General features: G+C 69.3%; 18 protein-coding genes. 10 read left to right on the forward strand and 8 right to left on the reverse strand.

Going from position 1 to position 15,531, the window contains the following annotated elements; genetic code table 11:
* Positions 1 to 26: 26 nt before the first annotated feature.
* From AB0M59_RS35055 to AB0M59_RS35080, 6 genes are all read left to right on the forward strand, one after another.
* Complete coding sequence (locus tag AB0M59_RS35055; RefSeq protein WP_364624023.1) at positions 27 to 719, forward strand: ESX secretion-associated protein EspG; 693 nt, start codon at positions 27 to 29, stop codon at positions 717 to 719.
* A 70-nt stretch (positions 720 to 789) separates the two neighbouring features.
* A complete protein-coding gene (locus AB0M59_RS35060) occupies positions 790 to 1,284 on the forward strand; it encodes a hypothetical protein (RefSeq protein WP_364624025.1) in 495 nt (164 codons plus the stop codon).
* Complete coding sequence (locus AB0M59_RS35065; protein ID WP_364624027.1) at positions 1,284 to 1,835, forward strand: DUF3558 family protein; 552 nt, start codon at positions 1,284 to 1,286, stop codon at positions 1,833 to 1,835. The genes AB0M59_RS35060 and AB0M59_RS35065 overlap by 1 nt, the downstream gene beginning before the upstream one ends.
* 14 nt (positions 1,836 to 1,849) lie before the next feature.
* Positions 1,850 to 3,289 carry a hypothetical protein gene (locus AB0M59_RS35070; protein ID WP_364624029.1) on the forward strand — a complete coding sequence of 480 codons (1,440 nt, stop codon included), beginning with the start codon at positions 1,850 to 1,852 and terminating at the stop codon, positions 3,287 to 3,289.
* A 41-nt stretch (positions 3,290 to 3,330) separates the two neighbouring features.
* Positions 3,331 to 4,080 carry a PhzF family phenazine biosynthesis protein gene (locus tag AB0M59_RS35075; RefSeq protein WP_364624030.1) on the forward strand — a complete coding sequence of 250 codons (750 nt, stop codon included), beginning with the start codon at positions 3,331 to 3,333 and terminating at the stop codon, positions 4,078 to 4,080.
* Positions 4,080 to 4,454, forward strand: a complete 375-nt coding sequence (locus AB0M59_RS35080) for a YccF domain-containing protein (protein WP_364624032.1) — start codon at positions 4,080 to 4,082, stop codon at positions 4,452 to 4,454. Before AB0M59_RS35075 ends, AB0M59_RS35080 begins: the two co-directional genes overlap by 1 nt.
* Here the strand turns inward: AB0M59_RS35080 and AB0M59_RS35085 are convergent.
* Together AB0M59_RS35085 and AB0M59_RS35090 are read right to left on the reverse strand one after the other, a co-directional pair.
* A complete protein-coding gene (locus tag AB0M59_RS35085) occupies positions 4,451 to 5,251 on the reverse strand; it encodes a metallophosphoesterase (protein ID WP_364364505.1) in 801 nt (266 codons plus the stop codon). The genes AB0M59_RS35080 and AB0M59_RS35085 overlap by 4 nt on opposite strands.
* 37 nt (positions 5,252 to 5,288) lie before the next feature.
* Positions 5,289 to 6,083: an HAD-IIA family hydrolase gene (locus AB0M59_RS35090; protein ID WP_364364508.1), complete on the reverse strand. Its 795-nt coding sequence runs from the start codon at positions 6,081 to 6,083 to the stop codon at positions 5,289 to 5,291.
* A gap of 376 nt (positions 6,084 to 6,459) precedes the next feature.
* On the opposite strand from AB0M59_RS35090, the gene AB0M59_RS35095 reads away from it, so the two are divergent.
* Positions 6,460 to 8,049 (forward strand): multicopper oxidase domain-containing protein, encoded by a 1,590-nt coding sequence (locus AB0M59_RS35095; RefSeq protein ID WP_364624034.1) that lies wholly within the window; start codon positions 6,460 to 6,462, stop codon positions 8,047 to 8,049.
* 103 nt (positions 8,050 to 8,152) lie between these two features.
* Here AB0M59_RS35095 and AB0M59_RS35100 read toward each other — a convergent pair whose 3' ends face one another.
* From AB0M59_RS35100 to AB0M59_RS35120, 5 genes are all read right to left on the reverse strand, one after another.
* A complete protein-coding gene (locus AB0M59_RS35100) occupies positions 8,153 to 9,220 on the reverse strand; it encodes an ATP-binding cassette domain-containing protein (RefSeq protein WP_364624036.1) in 1,068 nt (355 codons plus the stop codon).
* The gene (locus AB0M59_RS35105; protein WP_364624108.1) at positions 9,217 to 9,981 is read right to left on the reverse strand and encodes an ABC transporter permease; all 765 of its coding nucleotides are present in this window, start codon (positions 9,979 to 9,981) and stop codon (positions 9,217 to 9,219) included. Before AB0M59_RS35105 ends, AB0M59_RS35100 begins: the two co-directional genes overlap by 4 nt.
* A 61-nt stretch (positions 9,982 to 10,042) precedes the next feature.
* Positions 10,043 to 10,852: a molybdate ABC transporter substrate-binding protein gene (gene modA / locus AB0M59_RS35110; protein ID WP_364624038.1), complete on the reverse strand. Its 810-nt coding sequence runs from the start codon at positions 10,850 to 10,852 to the stop codon at positions 10,043 to 10,045.
* Positions 10,853 to 10,911: 59 nt separating this feature from the next.
* Positions 10,912 to 11,316: a helix-turn-helix transcriptional regulator gene (locus tag AB0M59_RS35115; protein WP_086675206.1), complete on the reverse strand. Its 405-nt coding sequence runs from the start codon at positions 11,314 to 11,316 to the stop codon at positions 10,912 to 10,914.
* A 33-nt stretch (positions 11,317 to 11,349) separates the two neighbouring features.
* Positions 11,350 to 11,829, reverse strand: coding sequence for a MarR family transcriptional regulator (locus AB0M59_RS35120; protein ID WP_364624040.1), 480 nt, complete (start codon positions 11,827 to 11,829; stop codon positions 11,350 to 11,352).
* Between the two features lie 150 nt (positions 11,830 to 11,979).
* Here AB0M59_RS35120 and moaA point away from each other — a divergent pair, with 150 nt between their 5' ends.
* The 3 genes from moaA (at position 11,980) to AB0M59_RS35135 (ending at position 14,794) form a co-directional block, all read left to right on the forward strand.
* A complete protein-coding gene (moaA, locus tag AB0M59_RS35125) occupies positions 11,980 to 12,987 on the forward strand; it encodes a GTP 3',8-cyclase MoaA (protein WP_364624041.1) in 1,008 nt (335 codons plus the stop codon).
* A gap of 1 nt (position 12,988) precedes the next feature.
* A complete protein-coding gene (locus AB0M59_RS35130; RefSeq protein WP_364624043.1) occupies positions 12,989 to 13,249 on the forward strand; it encodes a MoaD/ThiS family protein in 261 nt (86 codons plus the stop codon).
* 912 nt (positions 13,250 to 14,161) lie between these two features.
* Positions 14,162 to 14,794: a transglycosylase family protein gene (locus AB0M59_RS35135; protein ID WP_364624045.1), complete on the forward strand. Its 633-nt coding sequence runs from the start codon at positions 14,162 to 14,164 to the stop codon at positions 14,792 to 14,794.
* A gap of 280 nt (positions 14,795 to 15,074) precedes the next feature.
* Here AB0M59_RS35135 and AB0M59_RS35140 read toward each other — a convergent pair whose 3' ends face one another.
* Positions 15,075 to 15,530, reverse strand: coding sequence for a MarR family transcriptional regulator (locus AB0M59_RS35140; RefSeq protein WP_364624047.1), 456 nt, complete (start codon positions 15,528 to 15,530; stop codon positions 15,075 to 15,077).
* Position 15,531: the final 1 nt, after the last annotated feature.

The raw sequence follows: 15,531 nt of genomic DNA on the forward strand, positions 1-15,531 counted from the left end.
GTGGCCGTTCCGCTACGCTCGGGGACGTGCCGGAGGAATTTTCACTGGGCCTGGCTGAGGTCGACGCGGCGGTCCGGCGTACCGGTCTTCCGGCGAACTGGCACCCGTTCGAGATCCGCAGTCCCGGCCAGACCCTGACGGAGAACGAGCGCATCGCGGCTGCTTCGTGGGAGTCGATGCGAGCACGGGGCCTGGCGGGTCCGGACAAGCTGGACATCGAGGTGGAGCAGACCCTCCGGGCGTGGACCCAGCCGGACGTGCTGATCATCGTCCGCGCGGTGGAGGAGGGCCGCCAGGTGTTCTACCGCGCGGCCATCGGCCACGGCCTCGGCGTGTTTTCGGAGCTGGTGGGCGAGGAGATCCTGTTCGCCCAGACCCGGCCCGACCGGCTGGCCGACCTGGTGGTCGGCATGCTCCCGGCGTACCGGCCGGTGCCGCTGGCGGAGCTGACGTTCATCGAGCCGGGCACCCGCCGCGACGCGGACGCGGCGACGGAGTTTTCGTCCTGGCCCCTGCACCGGTACGGGACTTTCGAGCTGTCGGTCCGTGTTTCCGGCGCTTTGAGGCCGGCGGGAACGGTGACGTTCGTGGACAACGCGGGCGGCCGGTTCCTGATGTTCAGCGAGGCCTTACCGGGCGGCGAAACCCGGGTGACGTTCACCCCATCGGATGGTTCTCACCTGCGCACCTGGCTCCACGAGCGTGGCCGGAACCACTGACGCGGCCGGTTCGTCACTAGTACAGTGCGAGGGACCACGCAGGGTGGTGAGGGACGGCTGGGAGGGCGTCATGGGCGGATCACAGTTCGGCGCACCGGGATCGTTCACACCCCCACCTGCGGCTGGTGATGCGGGGTCCAACTTCCTCTCGGGACTGCTCACGGGTCCAGTAGACGACAAGGCTGCCCAGCAGGTCGGCGAAGGCGGTCGCCATCTGAAGTCTCTCGCGGAGAACGGCCAGTTCGCTGTGAATGAGGAAGGTTTTCAGGCGTACATCAAGGCCTGCGATTTCTTCATCGATGGATTCAGCGCGATGATCACCAACGTCTACAAGTTGGCGAATCCGGCCCAGATGGGTGGCAGCAACTACGCCAAGGCTGTCGCCAGCTTCAACGTGCAGGTCGCCAACGGCGACCCGGAGTCGCTCATACCCAACCTCGAAAAGATGCGGGACGGTGTCGAGCAAGCGCGCGAGGCCATGGTGATCGCGCGCAAGAACTACCGCGAGACCGAGGATGCCCACAGCATGACGTTTTCCAAGTTGAACGAGGGGCTGCAGGAGTAGTGATCGCACGACGCGTTCCAGTCGCGTTCGCCGCCCTGGCTCTGGGTTTCGGCCTCGCCGCCTGCACGAGTGAGGTCGGCGGACAGGCGAACCCGAGTTCGCAGGCTTCCGCCACGAACAGCACACCGGCTGATTCCGGCGATCCCTTCGCGGACCTGAGCCCTTGCACGATTCTCGACCAAGCCCTTGTCGGGCAAGGCTTTCCCCAAGCCGAGAAGACGGTCGCGGACCCGGATCACGGCTGCCACGCCAACAAACCCAGGTCTGGCGACACACCGGCCGTGGATGTCGGTCTGTTCCTACAGGCCGGCGGGAACTACAAGGACAACGTCAACAACCCAGCCAAGGCCAGCGATGGGAAGGTCAACGAGCGCCCGGCGATAGAGGAACAGGAACCCCTGAACGTCAAGGGTCAATGTGCCATCCGGTTCCAGGTGCGAGACTCGCGGGCCCTGATGTCACTCACCTTCGGATCGGACACCGCCGGCGCCTGCAAACAGATCGAAAACCTCGCTCCGAAAGTCGAGCCTCTGCTGCCGAAGAACAACTGATACGGAGTCCAGCCATGAGTCAGCCGCACCGGGCGCAGCACCACCAGTCCGAGGGTGACTACTACGCGGCCACCGAGCAGAAGCTTCAAGGCCACGGCGCCGACGCACCAGGGGTAACCCAGAAAGCGGCGTCGGACTATTCGGTCGCCCAGGGAAAGCTCTTGCAAGAAGGGCAAAACCTGCGGGGCGGCGCACCGGAGCCAGAAGACAACTACGCGAACCAGCCACACGAAGTGCTGTACGACATGGTCCACAAGAACATGAACCTCGAGGATCTCAACGACCGCAGCCGTGTAGCGAACGTGTACGGCAACTGGCTCGCCGACGCCTCCAACCAGTTCCGCGACGCCGCCACAGCAGCGGGCGGCTCATGGCAAGGCCCCGCAGCAGACCAGGCGAACGGCTTCTTCCAAAGCACCGCAGGCCACACCGAGCAAACCGGCAACGCGATGCAGCTGGCGTCGAACCACTACTCCCAGCAGTCCGCCGCAGCCCACTACGCCAAGACCAACATGCCCGAGCCCACCGGCTTCAACCAGCAAGCCGAGCTCGACAAAGCCAAACAGCAGTACAACTCCGGCGACCTCATCGGCATGAGCGGCACCATGGCCGGCATCCAGGCCAAGCAACAACAGTCCGACGCGGCACACCAGCAAGCCGTCCAGGTGCTCCAAAACCTCGACGGCACCTACCACGAGACAGCCAGCTCGCAGCCCACCTACGCACCGCCGCCGCAGCTGGGCGGGAACGACTCGACCTCCGTCTCCGGCTTCCACGGCACCAGCAGCACCGGCTTCACCGGCACCCCCACGATCGGCGGCACCGGCCCCGGCGGGACGAGCGGGAGCTACGTCCCCGGGGGCACCACCCCGCCCGGGGTGACGCCACCCGGCGCCACGCCGCCGAACTTCGTGCAGCCCGGTACCACCAGCGGGATCGGCGGGACCGGCTTCGGTGGCGGCAACACCGGTTTCCGCGGCGGCCCCGCCGCCGGTGGCTTCGGCAGGATGACCCCGGACGGCCTCGCCATGCCCGGAACGGCCGGCGGAGGCACCGGAGGCGGCGACATCACCCGCAGCAAGCCCGGCATCGGCTCCGGGCGGGCCGGGACCGGGTTCGCCGGCTCCCGCGTCTCCGGGGGCGGCTACACCGGTGACCCGAAGGAAGCCGCCGGTGAAGGCAAAGCCGCCGGGGCCGGAAAGACCGGGAAAGCGCCCGGCGAACGGCTCGAACGCGGAGCCACCGCCGCCGCGGCTGCCAAGGGGAAGGGCTCAGGTGCCGGAGCGGCGGGCGCGGGAGCCGGCAAGAAAAAAGAAGACGACAAAGAACACAAGAACAAGTACGCCGTCGACGAGGACGTCTTCGACCTCAAGCCCGAACGCGGCCCGGACGGCGAGAAGATCGTCAAGCCGACCATCGGGGAGTCCTCGGGGACAACCCCTGAATCTCCCTGAGAAAAGATCAACACACCCAGGTCGCGGGCTACATTGGGAGCATGCGCTTCTTCGTCGTCGACGCCTTCACCGACCAGGCTTTCGCCGGGAACTCCGCGGGGGTCGTCCTGCTGGACGAGCCCGCCGACCCGGGCTGGATGCAAGCCGTCGCGGCTGAGATGAAGCACGCCGAGACCGCGTTCGTCGTCACGACGGCAACCGGCCCGAAGTCGCTCAGGTGGTTCACCCCGGCGGTCGAGGTCGCGCTGTGCGGCCACGCGACCGTCGCGGTCACGCACGTCCTCGGCGGCGAGCAGACCTACACGACGAAAAGCGGAGAGCTGCGCGCCAAGGCCGACGGTGGCTGGGTCGAGCTGGACTTCCCGTCCGACCCGCCGACCCCGACCGACGACGATCTGTCCGAGATCCTCCCGGGGGTCGAGATCGAGTACGTCGGACGCGGCGTCGAGAACCTCTTCGCCGTCCTAACCGATGCCGAAACGGTCAAAGACCTCGAACCCGACCTCGCGAAGCTCAAGAACACCTGGAAAGGGCGACTCCTCGTCACCGCGAAGGGCGACGACTACGTCAGCCGCTTCTTCGCCCCGGGCGTCGGCATCGACGAAGACCCGGTCACCGGCTCGGCGCACTGCATCCTGTCGCCGTACTGGTCCGAACGGCTGCAACGCAAAGAACTCACCGGCCACCAGGTTTCCGCACGCGGCGGGATCGTCCGTACTCGCCAGGACGGCGACCGCGTCCACCTCGCCGGCCAGGCCGTCACCATCGTGAGTGGGGAGCTGCACGTCTGATGCGCACGCTGCTGAACATCATCTGGTTCGTCCTGTGCGGCTTCTGGATGGCACTGGGCTACCTGCTCGCGGGCGTGATCTGCTGCGTCCTGATCGTGACGATCCCGTTCGGGCTCGCGTCCTTCCGGATCGCGCGCTACGCGCTCTGGCCGTTCGGCCGCACGGTGGTCGAACGCCACGACGCGGGCGCGGCGTCCTTCCTCGGCAACGTCATCTGGTTCATCTTCGCCGGCCTGTGGCTGGCGATCGGGCACGTGTTCACGGGCGTCGCGCTGTGCATCACGATCATCGGCATCCCGCTGGGCGTGGCGAACTTCAAGATGATCCCGGTGTCGCTGATGCCGCTCGGCAAGGAGATCGTCGAGATCGCCTAGGACTCCGGCTCGTACGGCAGCTCCACCACGAGACACGGCCCGCCGACGAACAGCCCGCCGTCGACGCCCAGCGCCTTCCCGCCCGCGTACAGGAACGGCCCCTCGATCTGCGTCGGGTGAATCCCCAGCTGGTCCGCGATGACGCTGTGCCCGTGCACGATCCGGGACCCGCCCAGCGCGTCCATCAGCTTCTGGGCGTTCTCCTCGCCGTCCGGGCCGCGGAACGCGTAGCGCGTCGTCATGCGGCGCCACACGTCCCACCACGCCTCGATGTCCGACCCCGTCAGGATCTCCGCCGCGGCCTCGTTGATCTCCGGGACCGTCGACCCCCAGTCGAGGTACTCCAGCGTGTCCGAGTGCAGCAGCAGGTGGTCGGCCGCCACCGCCGCCAGCGGGCGCGCCGCCAGCCACTCGATGTGCTCGGGCGTCAGCCGGTCCTGATCCGACAGAAGCCCGCCGTTGATTTCCCAGCTACGGGCGAAGCTGCGCGGGCCGAAGTCGGACGGCACCGGCTCGTCGCCGAAGTGGTACATCCCCAGTGCCAGGATCTCGTGGTTGCCCAGCAGCGTCTGCACCTGACCGCCGGCCTCGGCTGCCTGCGCCTCGAGCTGCATGACCAGGTCGATCGCGCCGACGCCGTCCGGTCCGCGGTCGACGAAGTCGCCGAGGAACCACAGCTGGTCCTCTTCCCCCGACCAGTTGTCTTCGTCGTCGACCAGACCCTCGGCGCGCAGTGCCTCGGCCAGTTCGTCACGGTGGCCGTGCACGTCGCCCACAACGTAGGTGGACTTGCTCATCCGGTGACGATAAGCCCTCCGGCCACCCGGCCCACCGTCAGCCTTCGCCGAACGGGTCGCCGGTTCGCCCGATCAGGTCGGCGATCGAGTCCAGCACCAGAGTGGGCCGATACGGATAGCGTTCGGCCGACTCCCGGGTGGAGATGCCGGTGAGCACCAGGATCGTCTGCAAACCGGCCTCGATGCCCGAGTGCACGTCGGTGTCCATCCGGTCGCCGATCATCAGCGTCGACTCCGAATGCGCACCCAATCGGCGCAACGCCGAGCGCATCATCAGCGGGTTCGGCTTGCCGACGTAGTACGGCGAGCGCCCGGTGGCCTTCTCGATCAGGGCCGCGACGGACCCGGTGGCGGGCATCGAGCCCTCGACGCTCGGGCCGGTCGCGTCCGGGTTGGTCGCGATGAACTTCGCGCCGCCCTCGATCAGCCGGATCGCGCGCGTGATCGCGCTGAAGCTGTACGTGCGGGTCTCGCCCAGGACGACGTAGTCCGGGTCGCGCTCGGTCAGCACGTAGCCGACCTCGTGCAGCGCCGTCGTGAGGCCCGCTTCGCCGATGACGTACGCCGAGCCGTTCGGCCGCTGCGACGAGAGGAACTTCGCGGTCGCCAGCGCCGAGGTCCAGATCGACTCCTCCGGGATGTCGAGCCCGGTGCGCTCCAGCCGGGCCCGCAGGTCGCGCGGGGTGTAGATCGAGTTGTTCGTCAGCACCAGGAAGTCGATGCCGTTCGACTTCAGCTCGGCGAGGAACTCGTCGGCCCCGGGGACGAGGTGCTCCTCCTTGACCAGGACGCCGTCCATGTCGGAGAGATACGTCCACCGGCGTTCGTTCATGCGCGGAACCTATCACGCGCGCGAAGCACCTGCGGTCCACCGCGAAAACGGCTACAGTGGGAATTGCCGGTATCGCGAGGGGAGTCGCGTTCCCGGCCACCGAGGGGGTTCGGGGGAATACTTTTCGACGTCACCGGCGTTAGCGCCGGGGCGCAATTCGTCCTGCCCCCGAACATGAAGGGGGAAAACCGCATGACCGAAATCATCGAGCGCCCGGCTACGGCCGACGCCGCCACCGGGCCGAACTGGGGGCTCACCAAGTTCCTCGACGCACTACCGATTCCGCCGGTGCTCCGGCCCCGCGGCCGGGAAACGATCACCATTCCGATGGTGGCCAAGCACCAGCGACTGCACTCGCAATTGCCCCGAAAGTGCATTGTGGACGTACGCGGGCCATTTCCCGGGTCCGACGATCGAAGTGCGCAGCGGCAAGCAGCTGCGGATTTCGTGGTCGAACGAAATCGACGGCGAGTTCCCGTTGGTCGCCGTTCAGGGGCCGGTCACCGACGCGCCGACCAGCCGTCCCGGCAGCGAGCTCGGCAAGCCCGGTTACTCGATCGTCGAGGGCGTCGCCGACCTGCCGGCGTGGACCGTCGTGCACCTCCACGGCGCGCGCACCAACGCGGGCAACGACGGCTGGGCGCACAACGCGGGCCTCGAGGGCACTTCGCAGCTGGCCGAGTACCAGAACCGGCAGCCGGCGATGCCGCTCTGGTACCACGACCACGCCATGGCGATCACGCGCTTCAACGTCCACACCGGCCTGGCCGGGATGTACCTGATCCGCGACGACGAAGAGGACGCGCTCGACCTGCCGCACGGCGACCGCGAGATCCCGCTGATCATCACCGACCGCAACCTGGACACCGACCCGGCGACCGGCGCGCTCACCGGGCAGCTGCTGTTCAAGTTCCCGTACGTCCCGAACGGCCCGATGATCCCGTTCTCGGGACCGTTCAACCTGGTCAACGGCGTGATCTGGCCGCACCTGGACGTCGACGCGAAGTGGTACCGATTCCGGCTGCTCAACGCCGCGAACTCGCGGTTCTTCACGCTCAACCTCGTCGACGAGAACAACACCCCGGTCAACGACGCCGTCCGCCTGATCGGCACCGACGGCGGCCTGCTGCCGGCGCCCGCGCACCTCCCGGCGAACGGTCTGACCGTCGCCCCGGCCGAGCGCTTCGACGTCCTGATCGACTTCAGCCGCTTCAAGGGGCAGAAGCTCAAGCTGCGCAACGCCGACCCGCGGCTGGGCGGGATCGAGCCGGACCTCATGGAGTTCCGCGTCGACGGCCGCGCGAAGCACGACTCCTTCACGCTGCCGGAGAAGGTCTCGACGTCCTACACGCGGCTGGTGCACGGCTCGACGCTGCCGGAGGACCACGACCACGTCTGGATCGCGCTGCTGCTCAACGCCGAGGGCCACCCGGAGATGTGGGACCTCGAACAGGTCGACGCGGACCCGGGCGGCGAGGGGATCATCCAGGTCCAGGACCCGGCCGGCGGGCTGAAGACGTTCCGGATGATCGGGCGGCTCTTCGACGACACGACCGGCATCTTCATCGACCACGACCGGTGGGCGGTGTGGAACATCCTGCACGTCGCGAACGGCGGCCCTGCGCACCCGGTCCACATCCACCTGACGGAGTTCCAGGCGCTGTTCCGGCGTGGCTTCACCACGACGTTCGACCAGGCGTCGGAGCGGACGACGGCGCCGATCAGCGGGTTCACCGACGTCCCGCTGGAGAAGTACGAGGAGGGCTGGAAGGACACGATCATCGTGAACCCCGGCCAGTGGGTGAGCGTCGCCGGCCAGTTCGGCGGGGGCACCGGCGAGTTCATGTACCACTGCCACATCCTCGACCACGAGGACGAAGGCATGATGCGGCCGTTCGTCGTGCACCCGCCGGAGGTGGCGAAGTTCCACGTCCACCCGGGCGGCGGCCACCACCACGAGGGCTGACCCACGGCCCCGCGCGCCCCAATGTGGCCTTCGGTGCGCTCAACGCACCGAAGGCCGCCTTGGGTGCGTTGAACGCAACCAAGGCCACATTGGGGCGCTGGAGTCAGGAGGCCGCGGCCGGGTGCACCATCACGGTCGCGGCCTTCACCGACAGCGTCACCGCCGAGCCGGGCTCCAGTGCGAGCTCGGCCACGGCGGCCGGCGTCAAATCGGCGGTCAGGCCGTGCGCCCAGCCGTCGCCCTCGGCGCGGACGCGGATCACCGGCCCGTGCGGTTCCAGGGCCGCGACGACGGCGTCGGCCGTGTTGCGCGGGCTGCCGCGGTGGTCGCCGTCGTGCGGGTAGACGGCGACGGCGTTCGGCGGGAACACCGCCACCGCCGGCTCCCCCAGCACCACGTCGGCCGCCGGGAGCCCGCTCACGATCGAGCCGGACGTCGTCCGCAGACCGTCGGAGACGGCCGTGCCCGCGACGAGGTTGAGGCCGGCGATCCGCGCGGTGAACGCCGTCCGCGGGGCCGAAAGCACCTCACGGGTCGGGCCGTGTTCGACGATCCGGCCGTCGTTCATCACCGCGACGTGGTCGGCGAGCGCGAGCGCGTCCAGCGGGTCGTGCGTGACGAGGACGGTCGTCGGCCCGGTCTTGAGCACCCGCCGCAGCAGGCCGCGGATCGCGGGCGCGGCGTCGACGTCGAGGGCGGCGAACGGCTCGTCGAGCAACAGCAGGTCCGGCTCGGCGGCGAGCGCCCTGGCGATGGCGACGCGCTGGGCCTGGCCGCCGGACAGCTGCCCGGGCCGCCGGTCGGCGAGCGCGACGGCGTCCACTTCGGCCAGCCAGTAGAAGGCGCGCTCCCGGGCGGCGCGGCGGCCGGCGCCGGTCGAGCGCGGCGAGAACGCGACGTTGTCGGCCGCGGACAGGTGTGGGAAGAGCAGCGCGTCCTGCGAGAGCAGGCCGATCCCCCGGCGGTGCGCCGCCACGCCGGCCAGCGCGCGCCCGGCCACGGTGATCTCCGCCGACGTCGGCGTGATCAACCCGGACAGACAACCCAGCACGGTCGACTTGCCCGAGCCGTTCGGGCCGAGCAGCGCGAGCACCGTCCCGGTGGGCACGTCGAGGTCCACGTCCAGCGAGAACGAGCCGCGGACGGCCTCGATCCGGGCGGTCAGGCTCACCGCAGGCCGCCTTCCCACGAACGCGGGCGCGCGAGGGCGATGACGACGACCGCCACGATGATGAGCAGCAGCGAGAGCGCCACGGCGCTGTCGATGTCCACTTCGGCCTGCGTGTAGACCTCGAGCGGCAGCGTGCGGGTGACGTCTTCGAGGCTGCCGGCGAAGGTGATCGTCGCGCCGAACTCGCCGAGCGCGCGGGCGAAGCTGAGGACGACGCCGGAGCCGAGCGCGGGCAGCAGCAGCGGCAGCGTGACGCGCCGGAAGACGGTCCACGGGCGCGCGCCGAGCGTCGCGGCGACCTGCTCGTAGCGGTCGCCCGCGCCGCGCAGCGCGCCTTCGAGGCTGACCACGAGGAACGGCATCGCGACGAACGTCTGCGCGATGACCACCGCGGCCGTCGTGAACGGCACCGACTCCCCGGTCAGCGTCGTGATCAGCATGCCGAGGAAGCCCTTGCGGCCGAGCAGGTAGAGCAGCGCGAGGCCGCCGACGACCGGGGGCAGCACCAGCGGCAGCAGCACGACCGAGCGCAACAGCCGGACCCCGCGGAACCGGGCCCGGGCGAGGACGACGGCCAGCGGCACGCCGAGCAGCACGCAGGCCAGCGTGGACAGTGCCGCCGTGATCAGCGACAGCCGCAGCGCGTGCCACGACGACGGCGAGACGATCAGCGCCGGCAGCCGCGTCAGGTCCGAGCGCACCAGCAGGCCGACGACCGGCAGCACGACGAGCGCCAGCGCCAGCGTGGCGGGGACGGCCAGGACCCACGGAACGCGCGAGCGGCCGGCCGGGACGGATCCCGGCCGGCCGCTCGCCGGCCGCTTACTGCGCAGGGCCGAACCCGACCTTGCTCAGCTCGGTCTTGCCCTCGGTGCCGAGGACGAAGTCGTCGAACTGCTTGGCCAGCGCGCCCTGCCCGCCCTTGACCACGGCGATCGGGTAGTCGTTGATCGCGCCGCTCGCCTCGGGGAAGTCGACCTTGTCGACCTTGCCCGCGGCCGAGGTGGCGTCGGTCACGTAGACCAGGCCCGCGTCGGCGTCCCCGGACTGGACCTTGTTCAGCACCTGCTTGACGTCCTGCTCTTCGCTCTTCGGCTTGAGCGTGACGCCGGTGCTCTGCTCGACCTTCTTGGTCGCCGAGCCGCACGGCACCTGCGGGGCGCAGGTGACCACGGTCAGGCCGGCCTTGTTCAGGTCCGCGAAGGACTTGATGCCCTTGGGATTGCCGGGCGCGACCGCGATGGCGAGCTTGTTGGTCGCGAAGACCGCCGGCTGGCCGTCGATCACGCCGCCCTGGACCGCTTTGTCCATGTTGGCCTGGTCGGCCGAGGCGAAGACGTCGGCCTTCGCGCCGTTGGTCAACTGCTGGACCAGGCCGGACGAGCCCGCGAAGCTGAACTTCACGGTGACGCCGGGGTGCTGGGCCTCGAACGCCTTGCCGAGCGCGGTGAACGACTCGGTGAGGGACGCGGCGGCGAACACGGTCAGCGTGCCGCCACCGGCGTCGTCGCCGCCCTTAGGCGCGGGCGCGGTGAACGACGACCCGCCGGACTGCGTGCTGGGCTCGTCCGAGCTGCTGCACGCGCCCGCGAAGAGGGCGACGGCCGCGACGGCGAGAGCAAGCTGTGACATGCGGGGCTTCGCCCCGGGCCGGGGGCTTCGCCACCCGGACCCCCGAAAAGCGGGTTTCTTCATCTACTTCCTTCCGGTGTTTCCACAACGACAGTGGTCGCCTTGACAACTGCGACCGCGAGCACGCCCGGGCGCAGGCCCAGCTCACGGACGGCTTCCGTACTCATCAGGGACACCACCCGGTGTGCCCCGCACTGCAGTTCCACCTGGGCCATCACCTTGTCGGCGATGACCTCGGTGACCAGCCCGACGAACCTGTTGCGGGCGGAGCGGCCGACGGTGGAGGGGTCTTCGGGGCCGGAGGCCTGTGCCCGGGCGAACCCCGCCAGCTGGGCGCCGTCGACGACCTTGCGCCCGGCGGCGTCGTCGGTCGCGGTCAGTTGACCCGCGCGCACCCACCTCCGGACGGTGTCGTCACTTACGCCGAGCAGGCGCGCGGCCTCGGACAACCGAAATTGCGGCATGCCGGAGACATTATCTCCGCAGTTGAGGAAAAGCTACGCGGGGCGGGAATTGTGCATGACCTCGGCACGCAGCTGTTCGAGGATGACATTTTGATAACGCTCGATGGCTTTTCGCTCGGCCGGGGAGAACTGCGCCAGCGTGTCGCGAAGGGTGTCGAAGGCCGACTGGAAGAGCGGCGCGAAGCGCTCTTCGGCCCCGGAGACGACCTCGACGAGTACCTTGCGGCGATCCTCGGGATCGCGGACCCGGCGGACCAGGCCGACCTTCTCCAGCCGGTCGATGACGCCGGTCACAGCGCCGGTCGACAGGCCCGTCAGCTCGGCGATCCGGCCCGCGGTCAACGGTCCGCCCGATCGGATGACCAGGTCGAACGTCTTGTGGTCGGTGCCGGACAGGCCCATCCGCTCGGCGATCCTGGCGTGCCGGAGGACGGTGAACGTGCTGCCCTGGCGGCCCAATTCCGCGAAGCGGAACAGCTCCTCATCGGTGACCGGGTAAGTCTTTTCCGTCACGGGCCCTCGTTAGTTCGGCAACTGAACCACTCACTCCGCAAAGTATCCTAGCGAGCGCGTCAGTTCGCACGTTCCGGAGCTACTCTGTGCGTAATGACGGCAGTGGATCTCGGGTTTCCTCGCGTCCCCGGTACACGAGGGTCATCTCGCGTGCCCAGGCCCGAGAACCCGCAACTCATCGACACCTTCGGCCGGGTGGCCACCGATCTCCGGGTTTCCCTGACGGATCGGTGCAACCTGCGCTGCACCTACTGCATGCCCGCGGAGGGCCTCGACTGGATGCCGGGCGAGCAGGTGCTGAGCGACGACGAGCTGGTCCGGCTGATGCGGATCGCCGTCGAGCAGCTCGGCGTCACCGACATCCGGCTCACCGGCGGCGAGCCGCTGCTGCGGCCCGGGCTCGAGGACATCATCGCGCGGGTCACGGCCCTGTCGCCGCGGCCCCGGCTGTCCATGACCACCAACGGGATCGGGCTCGCGAAGCGCGCGGCCGGCCTCGCGGCGGCCGGGCTGAACCGGATCAACGTCTCGCTCGACACCGTCGACCCCGAGACGTTCGTGACGATCACCCGTCGCGACCGGCTGTCGCACGTCGTCGCGGGCCTCGCGGCCGCGCGGGACGCCGGGATGACGCCGGTGAAGGTCAACGCCGTGCTGATCCGCGGGCTCAACGAGACCGAAGCCGTGCCACTGCTGAAGTTCTGCCTCGCCGAGGGCTACCACCTGCGGTTCATCGAGCAGATGCCGCTGGACGCCCAGCACGGCTGGAACCGCGGCGAGATGATCACCGCGGCCGAGATCCTGGAGATGCTGGGGGCGGAGTTCACGCTGACGCCGTTCCCGGTCGCCCGGGGCGGCGCTCCGGCCGAGCGCTGGCTGGTCGACGGCGGGCCCGGCGACGTCGGCGTCATCGCGTCGGTGACCCGGCCGTTCTGCGCGGCGTGCGAGCGGACGCGGCTGACCGCGGACGGCGCGGTGCGCTCCTGCCTCTTCAGCAACGACGAGACGGATCTGCGCTCTCTCGCGCGCGCGGGCGCGCGCGATGAAGAGATTGCCGACGCCTGGCGCGCGACGATGTGGGGCAAGCTCGCGGGACACGAGATCAACGACGCCGGGTTCGCGCAACCGATCCGGCCGATGAGCGCGATCGGCGGCTGAGATGTCGACTTTGACCATCGTGGTGCGGTACTTCGCCTCGGCCCGCGCCGCCGCGGGCGAAGAAGAGGAGAAGGTGCAGCTGCCCGCCGGCGCTCGCGTGTCGGACGCCGTGGCCGAGCTGCGCCGACTCCACCCCGCCGGCCTGCCGCGGGTCCTGGACGCCGCCGGCTACCTGCTCGACGGCATCGCGGTGCGGGACCTCACCCGCCCGCTGCGGGACGGCGCGGAGCTGGACGTCCTCCCGCCCTTCGCCGGCGGCTGACCCCACCGGCGCCGTGACCTGCAGGTCGACACGGCACGGACCTGCTGCTTTCCTCGTGTCGACCCTCCAGACACGCGTGTCGACCTCCTGATCACGCGAGCCGACCCGCTGGGTACGCGAGCCGCCTGGCCGGGCGCGCGAGTTCGTCCTCTCTATATGCGGGCCACCGTTCGAGTACGGCAGCCGACCGCTCGGCGAAGCCGTTGCCCGGGTCCCGGCGTGGCGCGTCACCAAAATCCGGGTGTTCGCGAGAAGCTGATCGCGTTCCGCCGCAACGCCATCCGGTGACACGTTTCGCCTGTTCGGTCGCGGTGCGTTGGCCCACCTCGGCGCCGGCACTGGCCGGAGCCGCTCCAGGTGTGACTTCAAACCCCACGAACAGGTGGAACTAGTGTGACTCAAGGGGCACGTGAGGCACAGTTGTCAAGTCTGGCGCACTCCCGCGACTGGTCATAAGATGCGCGCTTCAATCGCGGACACGACGTCGCGAATGGTCCATTCGCTGCGCAAAACACGTGATGCAAGCCTCACGATCCGTGTTTTATCTCGACTAGGAAACGGCCAGATAACGGCCCGCTGACCTGCGCAAACATCCGCATCGACGGGGGTTGCGTGCTGTTACTGTGACGTAGGTCACGCCCCGAATAATTTCCGATCACGGCTCTCGTTACGTACCGTCGCTTTTCGGTTGGCCCCGACCAACCAGCACGACCGGGAATCCGTAGCGCCTAGCCCTGTCCAACGGATCCCCGGACCCATACCCCGAGCGAAAGCATTTCCGGACAGGGACGAGGGGACGAAGAAGACGCGCCGTGCGTCGGACTCGTCTGCCGGCCTGAGACGGTCGGCGCCAGGACCCCGATCCTGACCCTCAGCACAGGCTCGTAGGCGCAGGGAGCGAGATATATTCAGATGTCTTACCGAGGCAAGCACCGCAAGATGTCCGCTGCCACCCGCACCGTCGCTCGCGTCGCCATCGCGGGCATTGCGGTCGGCGCGCCCCTCGCTATCGCCGCGACCCCCGCGTCGGCGACCAACTGGGACGCCGTCGCGCAGTGTGAGAGCAGCGGCAACTGGAACACCAACACCGGTAACGGCTACTACGGCGGCCTGCAGTTCTCGCAGAGCACGTGGAAGGCCTACGGCGGCACTGGCAGCGCGGCGAACGCTTCGCGCGAGCAGCAGATCGCCGTCGCCGAGCGCGTCCTGCAGGGCCAGGGCATCGGCGCGTGGCCGGTTTGTGGCAAGAAGGGCGGCGGTTCGACGGCCCCCAAGGCCAGCACCCACAAGTCGACCACCACCACCAAGAAGTCGACCACGCCGAAGAAGAGCACCGCCCCGAAGCAGGCGGCGGCTCCGGCGGCGACCGGTGTGTCCAGCTCGAACCCGGCCGGTGACTACACCGTCGTGGCGGGCGACACGCTGTCCAAGATCGCCAAGCAGTTCAACGTCGATGGCGGCTACAAGAAGCTGCAGGACCTGAACGCGAAGTACATCCCGAACGCGGACATGATCCTCGTCGGGCAGAAGATCGCCACCAAGTGACGATCGCGCAGTGATGCGTAGGTCCGGCCTGGAGCCGTGACAGCACGAGCCCTCCACCGCCAATCCCCCGGGCGGTGGAGGGCTTGTGCGCATCCGGCGTGCGGCCGAGGTCGCGCCGGGTGCGCCGCGAGGCGCCGGTACGAGCCGCCCGCGGCTCCGGTGAGCGCGCGGTGCTCTGCGCAGCCGCCCACCCGAGCCTCCAGGCGCGAGCTGGGCTGGCGCGGCCGCCCAGGCGAGCCCCCTCCAGCCCGCCGCCTGCTTGCCGGCCCCTCACCGCTCCTCAGAGCGCGCGGATCCTCTCCGCCTCGCTCAGCTGCATCCGCTCGCCCCGGCGCAGCACCTCGACCACCAGCGCCAGCTGCTCCGCCGTGTAGTCCTCCAGGATCGCCCGGCCCGCGTGCTCGATCGGCGCGTAGATCTCCTCCAGCAGCCTCGCCGCCTCCGGGGTCAGCTCCACCACCGCCCGGCGGCGATCGTCCGCCGACGTCCGGCGGGTCAGGTGTCCCGCGTGCGTCAACCGCTGGATCGCCGTTGTCGTCGCTGCCGGGCTCAGGTGCGCCCGCGTGGCCAGCCCGCCCGCCGTCAGGGTTCCCGCGGCCGCGATCAGGCCGATGATCCGCAGGTCCGTCCGGTTCACCCCGAACGCCGACGCCGCGGCTTCGTCCACCACGTCGCTCGCCGCGCCGGAGGCCGCCGCGGCCTGGGTCGCCTCCGTGACCAGAGATTGCTTCGACACT

Source organism: Amycolatopsis sp. NPDC051371 (genome assembly GCF_040682155.1).
GTDB lineage: Bacteria > Actinomycetota > Actinomycetes > Mycobacteriales > Pseudonocardiaceae > Amycolatopsis.